General features: G+C 41.3%; 15 protein-coding genes and 4 pseudogenes. 18 read left to right on the plus strand and 1 reads right to left on the minus strand.

Annotated elements, in window-relative coordinates; all coding sequences use genetic code 11:
• From ABLT31_RS34190 to ABLT31_RS34235, 10 genes and pseudogenes are all read left to right on the plus strand, one after another.
• Positions 1-272, plus strand: a pseudogene (locus ABLT31_RS34190) (3'-5' exoribonuclease YhaM family protein); the annotation flags it as partial.
• Positions 273-288: 16 nt separating this feature from the next.
• Complete coding sequence (locus ABLT31_RS34195; RefSeq protein WP_367760143.1) at positions 289-435, plus strand: hypothetical protein; 147 nt, start codon at positions 289-291, stop codon at positions 433-435.
• 420 nt (positions 436-855) lie between these two features.
• Positions 856-978 (plus strand): hypothetical protein, encoded by a 123-nt coding sequence (locus ABLT31_RS34200; RefSeq protein WP_367760144.1) that lies wholly within the window; start codon positions 856-858, stop codon positions 976-978.
• A gap of 579 nt (positions 979-1,557) precedes the next feature.
• Entirely contained in the window at positions 1,558-2,688 is a 1,131-nt protein-coding gene (locus ABLT31_RS34205) for a DGQHR domain-containing protein (protein ID WP_367760145.1), read from the plus strand.
• Between the two features lie 2 nt (positions 2,689-2,690).
• Positions 2,691-3,869: a DNA sulfur modification protein DndB gene (locus tag ABLT31_RS34210; protein WP_367760146.1), complete on the plus strand. Its 1,179-nt coding sequence runs from the start codon at positions 2,691-2,693 to the stop codon at positions 3,867-3,869.
• A gap of 1,071 nt (positions 3,870-4,940) precedes the next feature.
• The gene (locus ABLT31_RS34215) at positions 4,941-5,210 is read left to right on the plus strand and encodes a hypothetical protein (protein ID WP_367760147.1); all 270 of its coding nucleotides are present in this window, start codon (positions 4,941-4,943) and stop codon (positions 5,208-5,210) included.
• Positions 5,211-5,528: 318 nt separating this feature from the next.
• Positions 5,529-6,389, plus strand: a pseudogene (locus ABLT31_RS34220) (tyrosine-type recombinase/integrase).
• A gap of 138 nt (positions 6,390-6,527) precedes the next feature.
• Positions 6,528-7,333 (plus strand): annotated as a pseudogene (locus ABLT31_RS34225) (spore germination protein); the annotation flags it as partial.
• A complete protein-coding gene (locus ABLT31_RS34230) occupies positions 7,248-7,664 on the plus strand; it encodes a GerAB/ArcD/ProY family transporter (RefSeq protein WP_367760148.1) in 417 nt (138 codons plus the stop codon). The pseudogene ABLT31_RS34225 and the gene ABLT31_RS34230, both read left to right, overlap by 86 nt.
• Positions 7,665-7,687: 23 nt before the next feature.
• Positions 7,688-7,879, plus strand: a complete 192-nt coding sequence (locus ABLT31_RS34235) for a Ger(x)C family spore germination C-terminal domain-containing protein (protein WP_367760176.1) — start codon at positions 7,688-7,690, stop codon at positions 7,877-7,879.
• 308 nt (positions 7,880-8,187) lie between these two features.
• Here ABLT31_RS34235 and ABLT31_RS34240 read toward each other — a convergent pair whose 3' ends face one another.
• Positions 8,188-9,072, minus strand: a complete 885-nt coding sequence (locus tag ABLT31_RS34240; protein ID WP_367760149.1) for a LysR family transcriptional regulator — start codon at positions 9,070-9,072, stop codon at positions 8,188-8,190.
• A 286-nt stretch (positions 9,073-9,358) separates the two neighbouring features.
• On the opposite strand from ABLT31_RS34240, the gene ABLT31_RS34245 reads away from it, so the two are divergent.
• From ABLT31_RS34245 to sdhB, 8 genes and pseudogenes are all read left to right on the plus strand, one after another.
• Positions 9,359-10,201 carry a fumarate hydratase gene (locus tag ABLT31_RS34245; protein WP_367760150.1) on the plus strand — a complete coding sequence of 281 codons (843 nt, stop codon included), beginning with the start codon at positions 9,359-9,361 and terminating at the stop codon, positions 10,199-10,201.
• Between the two features lie 15 nt (positions 10,202-10,216).
• On the plus strand, positions 10,217-10,798 hold the full coding sequence (locus tag ABLT31_RS34250; RefSeq protein ID WP_367760151.1) for a Fe-S-containing hydro-lyase: 582 nt from the start codon (positions 10,217-10,219) through the stop codon (positions 10,796-10,798).
• Between the two features lie 73 nt (positions 10,799-10,871).
• A complete protein-coding gene (locus tag ABLT31_RS34255) occupies positions 10,872-12,245 on the plus strand; it encodes an MmgE/PrpD family protein (RefSeq protein ID WP_367760152.1) in 1,374 nt (457 codons plus the stop codon).
• 9 nt (positions 12,246-12,254) lie between these two features.
• Positions 12,255-12,848 (plus strand): annotated as a pseudogene (locus ABLT31_RS34260) (electron transfer flavoprotein subunit alpha/FixB family protein); the annotation flags it as partial.
• A 554-nt stretch (positions 12,849-13,402) separates the two neighbouring features.
• Positions 13,403-14,743 carry an MmgE/PrpD family protein gene (locus tag ABLT31_RS34270; protein ID WP_367760153.1) on the plus strand — a complete coding sequence of 447 codons (1,341 nt, stop codon included), beginning with the start codon at positions 13,403-13,405 and terminating at the stop codon, positions 14,741-14,743.
• 10 nt (positions 14,744-14,753) lie between these two features.
• Positions 14,754-15,299 (plus strand): succinate dehydrogenase/fumarate reductase transmembrane subunit, encoded by a 546-nt coding sequence (locus tag ABLT31_RS34275; RefSeq protein ID WP_367760154.1) that lies wholly within the window; start codon positions 14,754-14,756, stop codon positions 15,297-15,299.
• A 12-nt stretch (positions 15,300-15,311) separates the two neighbouring features.
• Entirely contained in the window at positions 15,312-17,072 is a 1,761-nt protein-coding gene (gene sdhA / locus ABLT31_RS34280; RefSeq protein WP_367760155.1) for a succinate dehydrogenase flavoprotein subunit, read from the plus strand.
• Entirely contained in the window at positions 17,069-17,821 is a 753-nt protein-coding gene (gene sdhB, locus ABLT31_RS34285) for a succinate dehydrogenase iron-sulfur subunit (protein WP_367760156.1), read from the plus strand. The genes sdhA and sdhB overlap by 4 nt, the downstream gene beginning before the upstream one ends.
• Positions 17,822-17,839 lie beyond the last annotated feature (18 nt).

Below are 17,839 nucleotides of genomic sequence, written 5' to 3' on the forward strand. Positions count from 1 at the left end.
TGGTTTATGAAGCTGCCCTTCATTTTGGTTATAACCCTCAAGAAGAAGTTGTCATAGCACTCCAGCATCTGGTTTTAAGTCATCATGGGAAATTAGAATATGCGTCTCCCGTGCTACCCCAGTTACCGGAAGCCATCGCCTTATCTCAAATCGATTTAATGGATGCGAAATTACAAGCCGTAGAAGACGGATTAAACCTTTCTAAAGAGGATTGTGTAACGGGGATACGAGCGATAGATGGGGGAAGGGTCTATCGATTGAAAATGGAATGATCCTATTATTTCCGAGATGAATAGGAACTTTCCCATGAATATGACAGAAGAAAAAGAAAGTGGAGAGTGTATTACACGAAGAAACATGCTAGTGACTTCTTCTCCTGCACCTGATGTTCAATTCTACGACAACAATGGGAATCGAATCGAAAATATTTTATAGTATTGAGAAGATATGGAAGACGAATATTGGGATGTGAAATCTCAACTAGAGGAGTTAGTTAATTCAAAATGATTGGCTACTTTGTTTGGAGTTAACTCAGACTGGCTTTGTTAAAAGAATTTAATGTCCGCTAAGGCTTATTCCAGTTTTTTGTTCCATTGTTACACAGACCCCAACTATATCGATTCAGACAGATGGTTGAAACTAAGTGACGTAGCCGATAGGTGGACTAGTCATCGAGCTTTAGATGATTGTTTTGCTACCTTAAAAGTAATTACGGATGTATGCAGTGAGATGGGACTACTTAATGAACTAAAGGAAACAGTTGAATCGAATTAAAGATAACTGTTCATCGGGGAAAGCGGTACCGGACTGACGGCCCGTGCTGTTTCGGGACGGAAGGAGGATAAGAAGCGAACCTTGACGAAAAGAATAGTACACGCTAAAAAATCTCCCGAACCTGTCGGTTCGGGGCTGGCAAGCGCCGAGCGTGGGGATTCCAAAGGGGAAGCCCCTGTGGTCGACGTCCCCTCATGGGACTAGAATAGGGGGTGGTTTTGAAAAAATAAAGTGTTAGAGTCACGGTAAGTGATTCAGCTGATGGGGCGGCGGGGTAGGACAATTGAAGTTAGAAGGCCCTTTGTTTGAAAAAAAAGATCTTCAGTTAGGAGCGAATATTATCATGTAGAAGATCGGAAATGCTCTAATTTGCATTTCCGGTAATACCAAAATATCCTCCTAAACTAACAATAGAAAAATAAAAATCCCTTACGGGATTAGATGTAAAACCCCCCATATAGAATAATGCTACAGATTGTGGCAATTAGACCTGAAACAAGCAAAAAACAATATTTAAATAATACTTGTCAAGATATAATGCGATGTTATATTTAAAACTCTGGTCAAATGATAAAAGCCCACAGAAATTGCCCTAGGCCGAATTTCCCTTCTGACTATATAGCCCGATTATTGGGTTCATTCCTGTAGCATCTTCTTATTTTGGTTCTAGTTTCAATGAATATAGTATCCACAACATATTAATTGGCATTTTTAACTAATGGAATTTACAAATAATTAAATATACAATATTACTATAATACCTAAGGAAAGGAATGAATTCTGATGGATTCAGTATCCTCATTATCGGAATTAATATCTGATCAGAAAGCGCCTTCATTTTTTGAAATACGAGGATCGACTTCTCGTGCATTTGGTCAAACGACCTTAACGACGACACTTTCGGTAAGCAAGTTATTTTCAATTTATGAAGTGGATCTGGAAGTCCAACGATCGATCGTACCTCAAAACTTATCTAAGCTAATGGACTACATATTATTATATCTAGAGCAAAATCAGACCATTTATTTTCCCGGCATCATTTTGTCCGCAAGAGGAGCAGGGAACTATGATGAAGAGGAGAAAATTTTCCGACTTAATGCAATTGAGAAATTATATGTTATCGACGGCCAGCACCGCTTAGCTGCATTTAAGCGTCTTGTTGAACTGTTCCAGAGCGCGATAGCGCGTGCAAAAGATCGCAGAGAGTATGATCAAATGAACGAGATCACTGAGAAACTCAATAAGATTTATCAATTTCCATTATCTGTGATGATTTATTTAGACATTGATTCCAAGCAAGAGCGCCAGCTATTTTCGGATATTAATAAGCTTCCTCGAAAAATCGGAGGAAATTTAGCGGTTCTTAGAGAGAAACGAAAGTTTTACCATGTTCTCGCCAGCCAATTGGTAAAGTCTGCAAATGCAATGGAACGTATAACAGTTGATATGTTTTCGGAAAGAGGGAAGACGCCAGAATACGTATTTTCCTATTCGCTGTTGATTGAAGTTTTGGCTGGATTTCTGGAAGGTAGGCTTAAATCTACAGCACGGAATAACAGGTATCAATTCGATTTGAAAGACGTCTCGGAACAATTTGAGATTAGTTCCTTATATTTTGACAGGCTACTCACTTATTTACCTGCCCCTGAAGAAAGAGGGCTTTGTTGGTCGGAAAATGTGCAAATCGCACTTGCACTGTTCTTCCATGGGGAATCAACCAAAAGTGCGGCCTTTAATCGCTACGAACTCGAATACGCGATGAAAATTTTACCACATTTGAATTGGGATTCGATTTATTCGGGTGACGAGAAAGATCGGTTGCCACGTAAAACACGCATTATGAAAGCCGTGCAATTTGTGAAGGATTTTTACTCAGAAAATCACCATTTTGTGATTCGGGATAGGGAGGCTTAAGTATGATTGATGGATTAATGCTTCCGATGGTCATTCATCCGTATTGTGAAAAATATGGCCTAGCCACGGTAGACTTGAAAGTTCAAGATATCCTAAACTATGTGATAATCGATCCCATGGTTCAACGAAAACTCAGTACGAGCCAAAGAAAAAAAATAGCAAACTATCTACAGGAGCGAGAAATAGGCCGCATCTTTTTCGGGCCAGTCACATTGTCTTTACGAGAAGTGGGATCTTTAGGAAAAGTTGCAGATCAATTATATTTGCGTCAAGGGTCGAAACTGAGTATATTAGATGGACAGCATCGTATTCTTGCGCTTAGTTATGTTAATGAACAAATGCAGAAACAATCACGCAGTTTAGAGAAAAAACTTGCAACCCTTAAAGTAAAGTCTCGGAAACATCCAAACGACTCTACAATTCAAGAAGAATTAGAAGGAATAGAGGGTTTGCTTGAACAATTAGAAAAGCGCCGCTTGGAATTGATGGAGAGTTATTTGGCCGTTCAACTTTACATTGGCTTAAAAGAAGAAGAAGAACAACAGTTATTCGGAGATATTAACTCCAAGGTTCTATTGGTAAGCAAAGAACTGGGACACTCTTTTGATTCAATTGATCCTTTAAACTTGATCATTCAACAAGTGGTGGAACATAATGTACTCTTAAAAGGTGCTGGCGTTGAAAAAAGAGCAAACCTAAGTGCGTATAACAAATGCTTCACTTCAAGTAGTTGGCTATATGCTACGGCATCAATACTGTTTTCTGGACGTGTGCAACCATCTTATGAGCTCTTGCGTCAAATTCGCAAACAACTACCTGAATATACGGAAATATTCCACCAGTTTTTCTCATGCTTACTACCTTTAATGCCTGAACAGCCTGGCTTACCATTATATACTTCCTCCAGTCGTACGATGCAGGAAAGTATCGCTTTATATACACACCAGCATATTTTTAAAGAGGGTCAGTTCCAAGCCGAATGGAAATCTTGTCTGTCTGTGTTTAGCAATTTCGACTGGTCTCATAACAACAAAGAGCTAGAGATTCTATTCGGAAAACTTGATAACGGAAAACTCAACTTGATTCATGATAAATCATTCATTAAACATAATAAACTTGTAAATTATTTTAATGAAATGTTGCAAGAAAAAGAACAATTACTTAAGACCGGAACAAAGTAAGATAAATAACATTAAAACTTTCAGTATTAATTGTAACCCGCAGAAAGCAGAAACCAGAAATGCGGGTTTTTTACGTTCGAAGATTTCATAACGATATATGGTTACGTTGGCTTTTGATGAATTAGTTGGTCAATGTAAAAATCGGAAAGACACCTCACCTTAAATAGGGGTTAGGCCAAGATACATGTGAAATACGGTCACATCATTCTAAAATATGGAATATAGCTTCATTACCGCCAATAAAACGCGGAAAACCTACGCTAAGATATTCCTTCTGTATCAAAAACGAGGGTTTTTAATACATATAGTTTCTACTTCTAACCAGTTGCAATTTCCACTAAATATACATTTCAAAACTCATCTTATAATCAAAGTCTCTTTAATCACTTCAATTATTGAGTTTTGAAACACCGTTTTTAGGGATATGGGAATTTAAGGGATCATGTGACCCATTTTTACACGTACCTCGGTCATACCCCAACATACGCTAAGCCATTTAATTCCAAATAACATTATGAAGTGACGTAAAACTATGATTTTGCGTCACTTTTTAAATGTAAATTTGGTCTGACGACAGATAAAAGTAAGGATAACATCCGAAAAAAGTGACGTAAAAGTAAAGTAAAAGTAAACCTAAAGAACGATGAGGTTACTAAGCTAACAGGCAGAATAGTTAGATAAGAGAGGTGTATAAATAATGACACCAAGTTTTTACATTGGTATATTTCTTCTTATCTTCGGAATTACAGCAACGCTATTTGTGTATTACAAATACACAAGAGAAGTCCATAAAAAAGAAATGGATGAATATCAATTTGTGAAAAATGATTGGAATTTCAATCTTGATCTCAATTTTTTGTAAGGTTAGGTGAGAAATCCTTTATCCTTGCAAAAATGATAATCATGTTGCTTTGTTTTGCCTTTGCAGCTTTCGGTGCATTTCTTATATGGGATAGTTTAGTACACTAATCGAGATCGATAGCGCGTATACAGATGCTGCGGCATCCTTTTTTCGTTGCTGCGCTATGGGGAAGAATAGTGTAATAGACCGATTTAAAAGGAATTGAGAAAATGGATGCTTTGGTTGTTGGATTCTTGTTTCTAATGTTTGGACTAACCTTTTTCATATTAGTCATTTTCAAATATACGGAAAAGGCACATTGGAAGGAAGTTAAAAAATGGGGATGGATTCAAGAACATAAGTATGTAGATCCAGAAATGTCTCTTTTTCATCGAATAGCAAGTAAATCCTTTATTATAGCGAAAGTGATTCTTTTGTTGACTGCACTTATTCCAATTGCAATCGGTGTTTTTGCTTTATGGGTATATTTTGGTGCGTAAAAAGAATCTCATCTATTGTGCTAACGGAGATCGACAGCGGGACAAACTGGCGACCATAAGGTTGCCAGTTTTTTTTGTTGCAATAATCGTTTTTTCTTCCGTAAAGGTAGGGTTCCATTAAAGGATGTTTGTAAATAGATAACCACACCTTTATAAACAGCAATTCGGACGATTTGGGGATATTTGTAAAGGTATACCTTTTCAAACAAGTTATTTGAGGTAACGGGCAGCAGAATAGCAGACAAAATAAATTGATAGATTTTATGGGTTAATTTAGCTTCTCAAACTCAGCATATAAGTGAAATGGTGTACTCCGTGATCTTGATCGATTATTTAACCTTTCTTAACAAGAAAGGAATGTCCCGCCATACCGTTATTTCCTATATGAATGACCTCAACCAATTTTTTGGTGCCACCGGCATTCAGGGAGAGGATTATGTGACGGAAACCGGAAGTGGGTCGCTCAGATGATGAGACCCTCGGAAGGGAAGCCGCTCGCTGCCTCCACCATTAACCGACGGCTGAACGCCCTGCGCAGCTTTTACACTTGGGCCCGACGGAACCAGTTTCAGCATAACCCGATGGAGGGGATCGAGGATCTGAAGTCGGCGGAGGAAGACCACGAAAATATCATGTGGCTAACCGAAGAGGAATTTGAGGACCTGCTGACTCGAATGAGAAAGACACCGGTGAATAGCCGAGGGGTCGATCCGGATGAGAAATATCGCCGGGATCGGGCAGTTGTCTTTCTATTGACTTATGCCGGGCTCCGAGTGGAGGAATTGTCGAACTTGAAATTGACTGATCTTGATCTCGATTTGAAACGGATTCGTGTAGTGGGAAAGGGGAACAAGGTGCGTACCATTCCGATCTCCATAAATGGCCAACAATAAAGAACATGTCGCTGATTCCCCTTATGTTTTCTATAGCCAACGGTCCCCACAGTTTTCAATCCGGGGGATCCAAACGATGATTGAATCCTACAGCACCCCAAAGCGGAAACTGACCCCTCATCAATTTCGGCATACGATCTGCAAATGGATGCTGAAGGGCACAGGAAATGATATCGAGAAGGTTAGGCGTCTCGCTGGTCACAGTAACATCGCCACCACTTCCCGCTACTTAAAGGATAGTTATCAGGATTTAGCGGATGTTGTTGAATCATTACCTAAATATTAGTTATAAACTGTTTTTTCTTGTTTTTTAAGTGATACTCATACACAAAATAAAACTTACGCAGTTGTTTGTTGATTTTTTTGTTATTTTCATTTTTGGTATTCAGCGTTCTTGTTTTCTTGAATGGCTTAAGTATTCCAAGATATTATCCAGGAAATTTCCATGGGCAACCCTATCCTCTTAATAGCAAGGGAAACACAGGGGTTCTCCTTAGGATTAGCTAAATGGGAAAAACGTTCCGTTGAAGAACCTACGTCCGAATCCACTGTACGTGGACCTCGTGATGGCTTTACAGAAACATTAGGTGCGAATATAACGCTAATACGTAGAAAACTGCAAAGTCCCCAATTAAAAATGAAATCGATGAGTATCGGGAGGTACACTCAGACCAATGTGGTTATCGCTTACGTAGAAGGTATTGTAGATAAAACCTTGATCTCCGAGGTTACCCATCGGTTGGAGCGAATTGATATCAGCAGGGAACCGACTTCCGAAGCAAGTCGGTTCGGCAGTGAGTATTGTCGGTGCCTTGGTTATTGGTCAAGCGGCAGTAGAAGCGGGATTGGTTTCTGCCCCTATGGTGATGGTCGTAGCCATAACAGGAATCGCGTCGTTTACCATTCCCCGCTATGCGGCAGGGATTGCCATCAGAATGTTGCGTTTTCCCATCAAGATTTTAGCCGGTACCCTGGGATTGCTGGGTATTTTGCTGGGAATCATGGTGATTCTGGCTCATCTCCGTACGCTACGTTCTTTTGGAGTTCCCTATCTCACCGATATCTCCAATGAAGGGAAGAGATATGAAAGACGTACTGATACGTGCCCCTTGGTGGACGCTCCAAACCAGGCCTCATTTAACAGGTGAAGACAATAAATACAGGCAATCACCTGGGAATAAACCGGTTCCAAGAAATGGGAACGAGAGAAGCGACAAAGAAAAGAGGTGAAAAGATGATTGAAAACGGAAAAATATCTTCGGTTCAGATGGCGATGATTATGTTTAATAAGGTACTAGCTACCGTTATTCTCGTTGTCCCTACCATTACAGCCAGGCATGCTGGGCGGGATATGTGGATCTCACCTATTATTATTCTTTTTCCTGATATCGAACCTACGTTTATGTTTCCCATCATGGAAAACGGGATCATGCCTTCCCTTAAAGGAGCCATTAGTCCAGCGGCATGGTTCACTCATTTCGCACTTATATCTTTTTTACTTCCATTTTTGACAGATCGTGAAAAGGGTTTGATAGGCAGACAAGAGGTATTTTATGGCTGAAAAACGAAATAAGAGAGGCCGCGATCACGGTAAAACCTGATAAGGAAAAGAAGACGGCGGTTACTGTTAGGATTAATCAAGCGAATTCGGAACTTATCCCCAAAATAGAGAATGGAAAATGGAAGATGACCGTTCATTTGGAGATGAGAGGAGATATGATTCAAAATGAGACTCATTTGAATATGATGGATCCGAAATTAAGCCACCTATTATGACCCGTTTTTAGTATAAAGCAAAATGTCTTTTCAACCCGTGCGTACGTATTAATAACATCGTCGTCGATCTTATACTTGACCACGTAGATTGTTAAAGTTTGGATTGTTTTGAATATTTTATTTTTGTTGATAATGTACATTGTTATCATTAATATTCGGGGCACCCATTAGTATCTGTTTGAAAATGTTTTGGTTACAACCCATTTTAAATCATAAAATAAAAAACCTATCCAATGTTTGTAGGTTTATCCCTCATATGGAAGAATTTTCAGATGTGGCAGGTTATTCCTCGAATTTTCCATACTCCTCTAAGGATGCAGGTGCAGACTGTGTTGCTCATTAATAAATCTGATAAAGGCTTGAGATGTTTTAGATAGATATTTATCTTTCTTCCATGCTAAGCCGATTTCTAAATACAAAGTATTTTCGAAAGGCAAAGCGACAGTATGATTATCATCATAGGCAATCTTGTCAAGGAGAAATGAAATGCCGACTCCTTGGGCGACAAGTCTTCGGATCGTTTCTAATTGACTTGATTGTAGAATAATGTTTGGACTAAATTGATGTTCTTGACATTTTTCAAGTAGAACCTGTTGAAGAATGGTATCCTTTGGTATAATGAGCGGCTGGTCACGTAATTGTTCGAAGGAGATTGCTGTGTTGTTTACCAACGGATGATTTATAGGAAACACTGCAACGATTTCCTCTTGAGTAATCATTAATGTTTCTATTCTTGGGGAAGGACGAGAGATGTTGACGATTCCAATATCTAATTCGCCTGACTCTAATTTCTGGTGAATTACTAGTGAGCCTTCCTCTTGAATGGATAATTCCAAATGGGGATATAGTTTTCTGAATTCGGAAAATATTGAAGGGAAGAGGAATGAACCCATCATTGGCGGGACACCTATGTTGAGTATACCGGTTTGAAGATCCCGATAGTTTTTCATTTCTGAGATGGTGTCGTCCAATCGATTGAGAATATCCTCGATTTTCAGGAAAAAGACCCGACCCTCTACTGTTAAAGAGAGCCTCTTTTGACTACGATCTAAGAGTTGAACCCCTATTTCTTCCTCTAATTTCTGAATGGCAATCGTCACAGATGGCTGTGAAACGTGCAATAATTCTGCTGCCCTTGTAATGCTATTCAATTTACTAACCATTTGGAAATACTGAAGTTGCCTCAATTCCATAGCTGCCTCCAGGTGAATAGTTTAAAACTATTATATCATTAATAATGGATATTTTTCCAATATACAATAAATAGTTACAATGTTATTAAGCAAGGCATACAAAAGAAAGTAATAGTTGTTGATGATATTATGTAATTCTTTAGGTAAGAAGGGGGTTGAAAAATTAAAAGGACAGGTCATAGAAGGAAAGATACCTGATGAATATGTCATTCGACTGAATGGGAAGTGTCGGAAAAACTGAAAAAAATTTAGTGTTGGATTAGTCTAATTAAAAGGAGTAGTTACGATGCGCACAATACATGTAGATGAAATTCGGGATACTGTAGCAAAACTATGTTGGGAAGCTGCCTACTATTTATCACCTGATGTATTGCAAGGTTTTAAAAAAGCAGAAGAAACAGAAGTATCTCCACTGGGTAAATCGATCCTTAATCAATTAATCAGCAATGCGGAAATCGCATCGACGGAACATATCCCATATTGTCACGATACGGGGATGACGGTGGTCTATGTTGAGATTGGCCAAGATGTTCGTATTCACGGAGGATTGTTTCAGGATGCTATACAGGCTGGCGTTCGGAAAGGGTATGAAGTAGGGTATTTGCGGAAATCCGTCGTAGGCGATCCTTTATTACGGGTGAATACGAATGACAATACACCTGCTGTGATTCATTCCGAAATTGTTGCGGGTGACAAAATGAAATTTACTGTCCTTCCAAAGGGGGGAGGCAGTGAAAACATGAGTGCCATGAAATTTTTGTTACCAGGTGAAGGGGTAGAAGGGGTAAAAAAATTTGTCTTAGATACGATAAAGGCAGCTGGGGGAAAGGCCTGTCCTCCGCTAACGGTTGGGGTTGGAATCGGGGGAACTTTCGATAAGGTGACTGCCATTGCCAAAGAGGCCGTGTTGCGTGAGGTGGGTGTCCATCACCATGAACCCCATCTGGCTCAATTGGAAAAAGAATTAATGGAAGAGATTAATAGAACAGGGATAGGCCCTCAAGGCTTGGGTGGTTCTAATACGGCTCTATGGGTAGCTGTTGAAACTTACGCCTGCCATATTACAGCCTTACCTGTAGCTGTAAATCTTCAATGTCATGCATCTCGTAGGAAGACAGCGATCATTTAATAAGGAGGGAACAAAATGGCCATCTATCATTTGAAAACACCTTTATCCGAGGAGAATATAGCACAGTTGCAAATTGGCGATCAAGTCTTTTTGAGTGGAACGATTTACATGGCTAGGGATGCGGCCCATAAAAGAATGATTGACTTACTCGAAAAAAATCAGCAACTGCCCGTTGATCTGAGGAGTCAAGTCATCTATTATGCTGGTCCCGGTCCAGCGAAACCGGGGCAGGTCATTGGAGTCAATGCACCAACAACAGCCTTTCGCATGGATCCTTACACTCCTGCCATGTTTGAATATGGGGTAAAAGGGACCATTGGTAAAGGGAATCGAACCAACATCGTGAGGGAGGCCTGTCAAAAATACGGTGCCATTTCCTTTACCGCTATTGGGGGTATTTCAGCTACGCTTTATAAATGTATAAAGCATGCAGAAGTAGTAGCATACGAAGATCTGGGACCAGAGGCGATTCGCCGTCTAGAGGTAGAGGATTTCCCACTCTTGGTTACGAATGACGCTCATGGGCAGGACCTGTATGAGCAGGAAATTGCAAAATATGAAAATATGCTGGCGGGAAGTGCAGAAGGGTTAAGCTAATTGGTATTTATTTGAGTGGCTCTAAGATCTATAAATCTGCAAAATGCTCATTTAAAAAATTGGGGGTTATACAATGGGATTAAGTAACGTATTAGCAAAATATATTGAGAGTACAACTTATGAAGAAATTCCCTCTCATGTTATTGAGTTCACCAAGTTATGTATTCTTGACTGGTTAGGGTCTGCAGTTGCTGGTCATGGAAAACAACCGATTCAAATTATCCATGAGTTGATAGAGGATCTCGGTTCTAAGCCACAATCCACACTTGTGACTGGTGGTAAGTCTTCTGTTACACATGCTGCTTTAGTTAATGGAGCAGCTAGTCATATTGTTGAACTAGATGATATTCATAAATCTTCTATTATTCATGCGGCAACCGTAGTAATTCCTGCCGCAATAGCCGTGGCAGAGTGGAAAAGGAAATCCGGTAAAGACTTAATCACTGCGGTTGTAGTTGGATACGAAGTTTGTTATCGAATTGGCGAGGCTGTTTCTCCATCACACTACTATTATTGGCATAATACTGCAACTTGCGGTACGTTTGGAGCAGCTGCAGCAGTATCTAAATTGTTGAATCTAAATGAGGAACAAATCGTTTCAGCACTAGGATCCGCCGGAACTCAAGCTGCTGGATTATGGGAGTTTATTGAAGATACGGCCATGACGAAACAATTGCATCCTGGAAAGGCGGCAATGAACGGGGTTATTTCGGCACTTCTTGCCGAAAAAGGATTTACAGCCGCAAAACAAATACTAGAAGGAAAACGTGGGTTCTTTAATGCGATGTCAGAGAATTATGATGCACATAAAATTACGACCAATTTAGGAGAGGTCCACAAAATAATAGAAAATTCAATCAAAGTTCATGCTTCTTGTCGTCATACGCACTCGACTATGGATTTGGCGATCGAATTGTCAAGAGAGAATGCGCTTACAGTCGATGATGTTGAAAAGATTAAGGTAGGAACTTATCAGGTTGCTTTAAATATTACGGATAATCCTCATCCAACAACTGTTTATGCTTCAAAGTTTAGTCTTCAATTTTGTACAGCTCTTGCTTTTGTAAAGGGACATGGGGGATTATTCGATTTTAATGAAGAAACGTTACATGATCCTGTTATTCGGGCGTTAATGGATAAAGTAACCGTAGAGGTAGAGGAATCTATCCATAATGCCTATCCAACAGAATGGGGTTCAATTGTTCAAATTCGTTTGAAAGATGGAAGAGTTATTGAAAAGCAAACCAATTATCCTAAAGGTGATCTAGAGAATCCCGTTTCAAAAGAAGAAATGGTAGCCAAGTTTGAAGAATTAGCCAGCGAATTGCCAAACGAGACAGTGAAAACCTATACGGATCGAGTCTTAAGACTAGAAGAACTACCAAGTGTACATACACTTCTTGTTCTCGAAGAGACCATGGAAGCAGGGTATGAAACAATAAACTAACGTGGGAAAATTACCTTTATCCGGCCGATCTATGCAGGGAAGGCTTTCCAAAAGAAGAGCTTCAAGGAAGGAACCATCATTGCTACCCTTCGTTCGAATAATTTCGAACTGAAAGAAGCACCTGCCCTAACCCAAATCTTGACATTCCAACCTGCGATCAAGGATATTCGGACGATCGTGAAAGAAGTGGTACGTAAAGCAGTTTGCGGAGTGGATTTAAGTGAAGCGAAAATAGTTGTATCCGGAGGACGCGGGGTGAAAAGCGTCGAAGGGTTCAAAACCTTGCAAGCGTTAGCCGATGTATTAGGAGGGGCCGTAGGGGCCTCCCGCGGAGCATGTGATGCGAGCTATTGCGATTATGCCTTGCAGATTGGACAAACAGGGAAAGTCGTCACGCCGGATTTGTACATTGCTTGTGGAATTTCTGGTGCCATTCAGCACTTAGCGGGCATGTCGAACTCCAAAGTGATTGTAGCGATTAACAAAGATCCCGAAGCGCCGATTTTCCAAGTGGCGGATTACGGGATTGTAGGAGACTTATTTGAGGTAGTACCTTTATTGACGGAAGAATTCAAAAAGATTCTTCAAGGAGCTGCTGTCTGATCATGACTTGCCCTCCTTTTCGGGAGGAATGAAATTCCTCCCTTTTTTTTCTAATGGGAAGGTGTTTCCCATCACAACCTTATCATCTCTATATCTATTCTTTTACTATATGGGTTCAAGCGTTGGCGGCACCGCTGAAGGCACATTTTGGACAGCTTTCGGTTGGGTAGGTGTTGTCGGTATGATCGTATGCTTTTTGATACTCGCTGGAATGCTTTTGTTATGCTTCTCAAAAATGTCTCCTGTCGAAATCCCTAACACTAGCCAATGCGTTCGTGGCGAACCTTTATGCAATAAGCTGTTGGATTAGTCTTTCAACAGCTTATTTATTTGTCCGGGATAAAATGAAGCTTGAAACGGGAGGATTTATTTTTTTGTATATTAGCGAAAATCTAAATGTTATTGACGTATGCGAATTATTCAAATAAAATATAATCATAAACAATCATTTTGGATCCAGAATACAGGATTCATTAAAAAGGTAGACCATTGCCGAAATGCCTTAATTACACATATTTAGATTATTTATTAGAAAGTGAGTTGGAGGGATTAGGATGGGATTAAGTCAAAGTTTGGCTGAGTATATCGTGAAAACGGAGTATGAACATTTACCAAAGAATGTGGTTGAGTTCACCAAAGTATGTATATTGGACTGGTTAGGTTCAGCCATAGCAGGTAAAGAAAAGTTGCCTATTCAAATTATGGATGATATGGTGAAAGAAATTGGCGGCAACCCACAATCTACTCTCATCACCGGTGGCAGGACATCTATTACTCAAGCAGCTTTAGTGAATGGAGCGGCTAGCCATATTGTTGAACTTGATGATATTCATAAAGCTTCTATTATTCATGCAGCAACGGTTGTGATTCCAGCGGCCTTAGCTGTTGGGGAATGGAAAAACAAATCGGGTAAGGAATTGATTACCGCAGTGGCTGTCGGATATGAAGTCTGCTACCGAATTGGGGAAGCGGTTTCTCCATCTCATTATTATTACTGGCATAACACCGCAACCTGCGGGACATTTGGCGCTGCTGCTGCTGTTGCCAAGCTATTGAACCTCAATGAGGAGCAAATCGTACATACGTTAGGCTCTGCTGGAACTCAGGCTGCCGGGTTATGGGAGTTTATCGAGGATGGGGCGATGAGCAAACAGCTACACCCTGGCAAGGCAGCCATGAACGGTGTCATTTCTGCAATTCTTGCGCAAAAAGGGTTTACCGGCGCAAGCAAAATACTAGAGGGTAAACGCGGATTCTTTGAATCGATGTCAGAACAATATGATGCTTCCAAAATTACGAATCAATTAGGCGAGATTTTCAAAATAGTAGAGAACTCCTTTAAAATTCATGCTTCTTGCCGCCATACCCATGCTACCATGGATTTGGTGATCGATTTGGCAAAGGAATATGATTTAACGGTGAAAGATATAGAAGATATAAGCGTAAGAACCTATCAAGTGGCTCTGGATATTACCGATAATGCGCATCCAACAACGGTTTACGCCTCCAAATTCAGTCTTCAATTCTGTACAGCCCTAGCCTTTGTAAAGAGGCAAGGAAGCCTTTTGGACTTTACCGAAGAAATATTGCATGATCCGCTGGTGAGAGGTTTAATGGGAAAAATCAATGTAGGCATAGAGCCTGCCATTCATGCTGCCTATCCGGAAAAATGGGGATCACGGGTACAAATCCGTTTGAACAATGGCGAGATCATCGAAAAACAAACCGATTATCCAAAAGGGGATCCGGAAAATCCGCCTACTAGGGAAGAAATGGTTGCTAAGTTTAAACAACTGGCATGCGAGCTGCCTGCTGAAAGGGTGCAAGCCTATATCGATCGGATACTTGGTTTGGAAGATTTGATAGATATCAAGACATTCTTCGTTGAAGAATAGGGAGGAAATCATGGCGCGAAAGTTTCTCCTTACTCGTTTGCACTCATTAGCCGGGATTTTTGCCTTTAGGTCTTTTCCTCAAATTGAGCGATTGCAAAGCATTCCGTTCTTGCCTGTACTGGAAGTACTGATCATTGCACTGCCTTTGATTTATCATGCCGTATTTGGATTGTATATTGCTTTTATTGCACAGAATAATGCGATCTCTTATTCGTACTCCCGAAATTGGATGTTCGTCCTTCAGCGGATGAGCGGAGTGGTTACTTTGGTATTTGTTGTCTATCATTTATGGGCATTTCGATTCTCCAATCTCTTATTCGGAACACCGGTAGACTACCATGCGGTTCAGGCCCATTTGGAAAATCCGGCCATCTTCGTTTTCTACATCATTGGTGTTGTGGCGACGACATTCCACTTTTCTAACGGACTCTGGGGTGCTCTGATTACCTGGGGAGTTACCGTAGGGCCGAAAGCACAACGCCGGTCCGCTGTATTTACGTATGGCGTGTTTGCTGTCTTAAGTATCAGCGGTATTGCCACATTATTTAGCTTCTAGGAGGGAGAGACCATGGCAAAGAAGAATTTCATCGTTGTTGGTGGCGGTCTTGCGGGACTCATGGCTACTATTAAAATAGCGGAAGCTGGCGAACGAGTCCAACTGTTCTCCTTGGTTCCTGTACGCCGTTCTCACTCGGTTTGCGCACAAGGTGGCATTAATGGTGCGGTAAATACAAAAGGGGAAGGCGATTCCACCTGGGAGCATTTTGATGACACCATTTATGGCGGCGACTTTTTAGCGAATCAGCCCCCGGTAAAAGCGATGTGCGATGCTGCACCCGAAATCATTTATATGCTCGATCGGATGGGTGTTCAATTCAATCGGACGCCGGAAGGAAACATTGATTTCAGGCGTCTTGGCGGTGCAAAATATTCACGTACGGCTTTTGCGGGAGCTACAACAGGTCAACAAATTTTGTATGCGCTTGATGAGCAAGTTCGCCGCTATGAAACCGAAGGATTCGTTGAAAAGTTAGAGCACTGGGAGCTCTTATCCATTATTCAGGATGATGAAGGCCGTTGTAGAGGAATCACCGCGCAAAACTTAAAAGATATGAGTATTCATAGCTTTCCTGCAGATGCTGTGATTATGGCAACCGGCGGAATCGGGATGATTTATCGTAAAAGCACCAACTCTGTTATTAACACAGGAAGCGCTCACAGTATTGCTTACCAGCAAGGCGTTTATTATGCCAATGGAGAAATGATCCAGATTCATCCGAGCGCTATTCCTGGAGATGATAAGCTTCGCTTGATGAGTGAGTCCGCCCGTGGCGAAGGTGGCCGCGTTTGGGTATATAAAGACGGGAAACCTTGGTACTTCCTAGAAGAGAAGTACCCAGCCTATGGAAACTTAGTCCCCCGCGATATCGCTACCCGTGAAATATTCAGCGTTTGCGTGGATATGAAGCTAGGGATTAATGGTGAGAATATGGTGTATTTAGACCTTTCTCATATTGATTCGCGCGTTCTGGATCAAAAAGTGGGCGGTATTTTGAGTATCTATGAAAAATTCGTGGGAGATGATCCGCGAAAACTACCGATGAAAATTTTCCCTGCGATGCACTATTCCATGGGAGGCTTATGGGTTGATTATGATCAAATGACCAATATACCGGGGTTGTTCGCGGCAGGCGAATGTGAGTATCAATACCATGGCGCGAATCGACTTGGAGCCAACTCCCTTGTATCTGCTATTTATGGAGGAATGGTGGCTGGACCCAAAGCGATGGAATATGTTAAAGGGCTGAAGCACTTGTCTGAGGATCTGAAGCCGAATTTGTTTGAGACAGAAGTTTTGAAACAGGAAGCTGCCTATCATCTCCTGCTATCCAAAAATGGAAAAGAAAATCCGTATCAGCTCCACGTGGAGATGAGTGATTGGATGGTGGATAACGTGACGGTGGTACGCTATAACGATCGATTGAAAAAAACGGATGAGAAGCTTCAAGAGTTAATCGAACGCTGGCATAACATTGGATTGGATGATACATCCGGCTGGAATAATCGTACGGTTCCGTTTGTCAGACAATTGTGGAATATGCTGCAATTGGCAAGAGTGATTACACTTGGAGCGTATCACCGCAATGAAAGCCGCGGAGCGCATTACAAACCGGAGTTTCCGAACCGCGATGATGAAAACTGGCTGAAAACGACGAAAGCTAAATTTACGCCAGCAGGTCCGGTATTTGAGTATGAGCCCGTGGATCTAAGTCTAATCGCACCTAGAGCGCGCCGTTATGATGTGGTGAAAGAGGCGGTGAAAGCATGAGTCAGTCAAAGATGGTTCATCTGCGCGTGAAACGGCAAAACGGCCAAGGAGATACCCCTTACTGGGAGGAGTTCCAAGTCCCTTATCGTCCTGGAATGAACGTGATTTCTGCCTTAATGGAAATTCAGCGCAATCCTTTGAATGTGAATGGGGAGAAGGTACGCTCTGTCGTGTGGGAATACAATTGCTTGGAAGAAGTATGCGGTGCCTGCTCCATGAGGATTAACGGGAAGGTTCGACAAGCATGCTCTGCGCTAATTGATAAATTAGAGCAGCCGATTGTCCTTGAACCGATGAGTACGTTCCCCGTGGAAAAAGACTTAGCTGTAGACCGTTCCCGCATGTTTGATGCGCTGAAGACCGTTAAGGCTTGGATTCCGATCGATGGAACCTATGCATTGGGGCCTGGTCCCAAAATTTCACCGGAAGAACAGCAATGGTCCTATGACTTTTCAACTTGTATGACGTGCGGTTGTTGCCTGGAGGCCTGTCCGAATGTAAATGATAAATCTCCCTACCTGGGGCCGCAAGCCTTGGCACAAGCCTATTATTTTAACTCTCATCCTACGGGAAGGATGCAGAAGGAAAAACGCTTAGATGCTGTGATTGGAGACGGAGGAATCGGTAGCTGCGGAAACTCGCAGAACTGTGTTCAGGTGTGTCCGAAGGAGATTCCACTGACAACTGCTCTGGCTGAATTAAATCGGGATGCCAACAAATCCGCATTTAGAAGATTATTTAAACTCTAATTGAGAGTAAACAAGGGG

Source organism: Ammoniphilus soli, assembly GCF_040813775.1.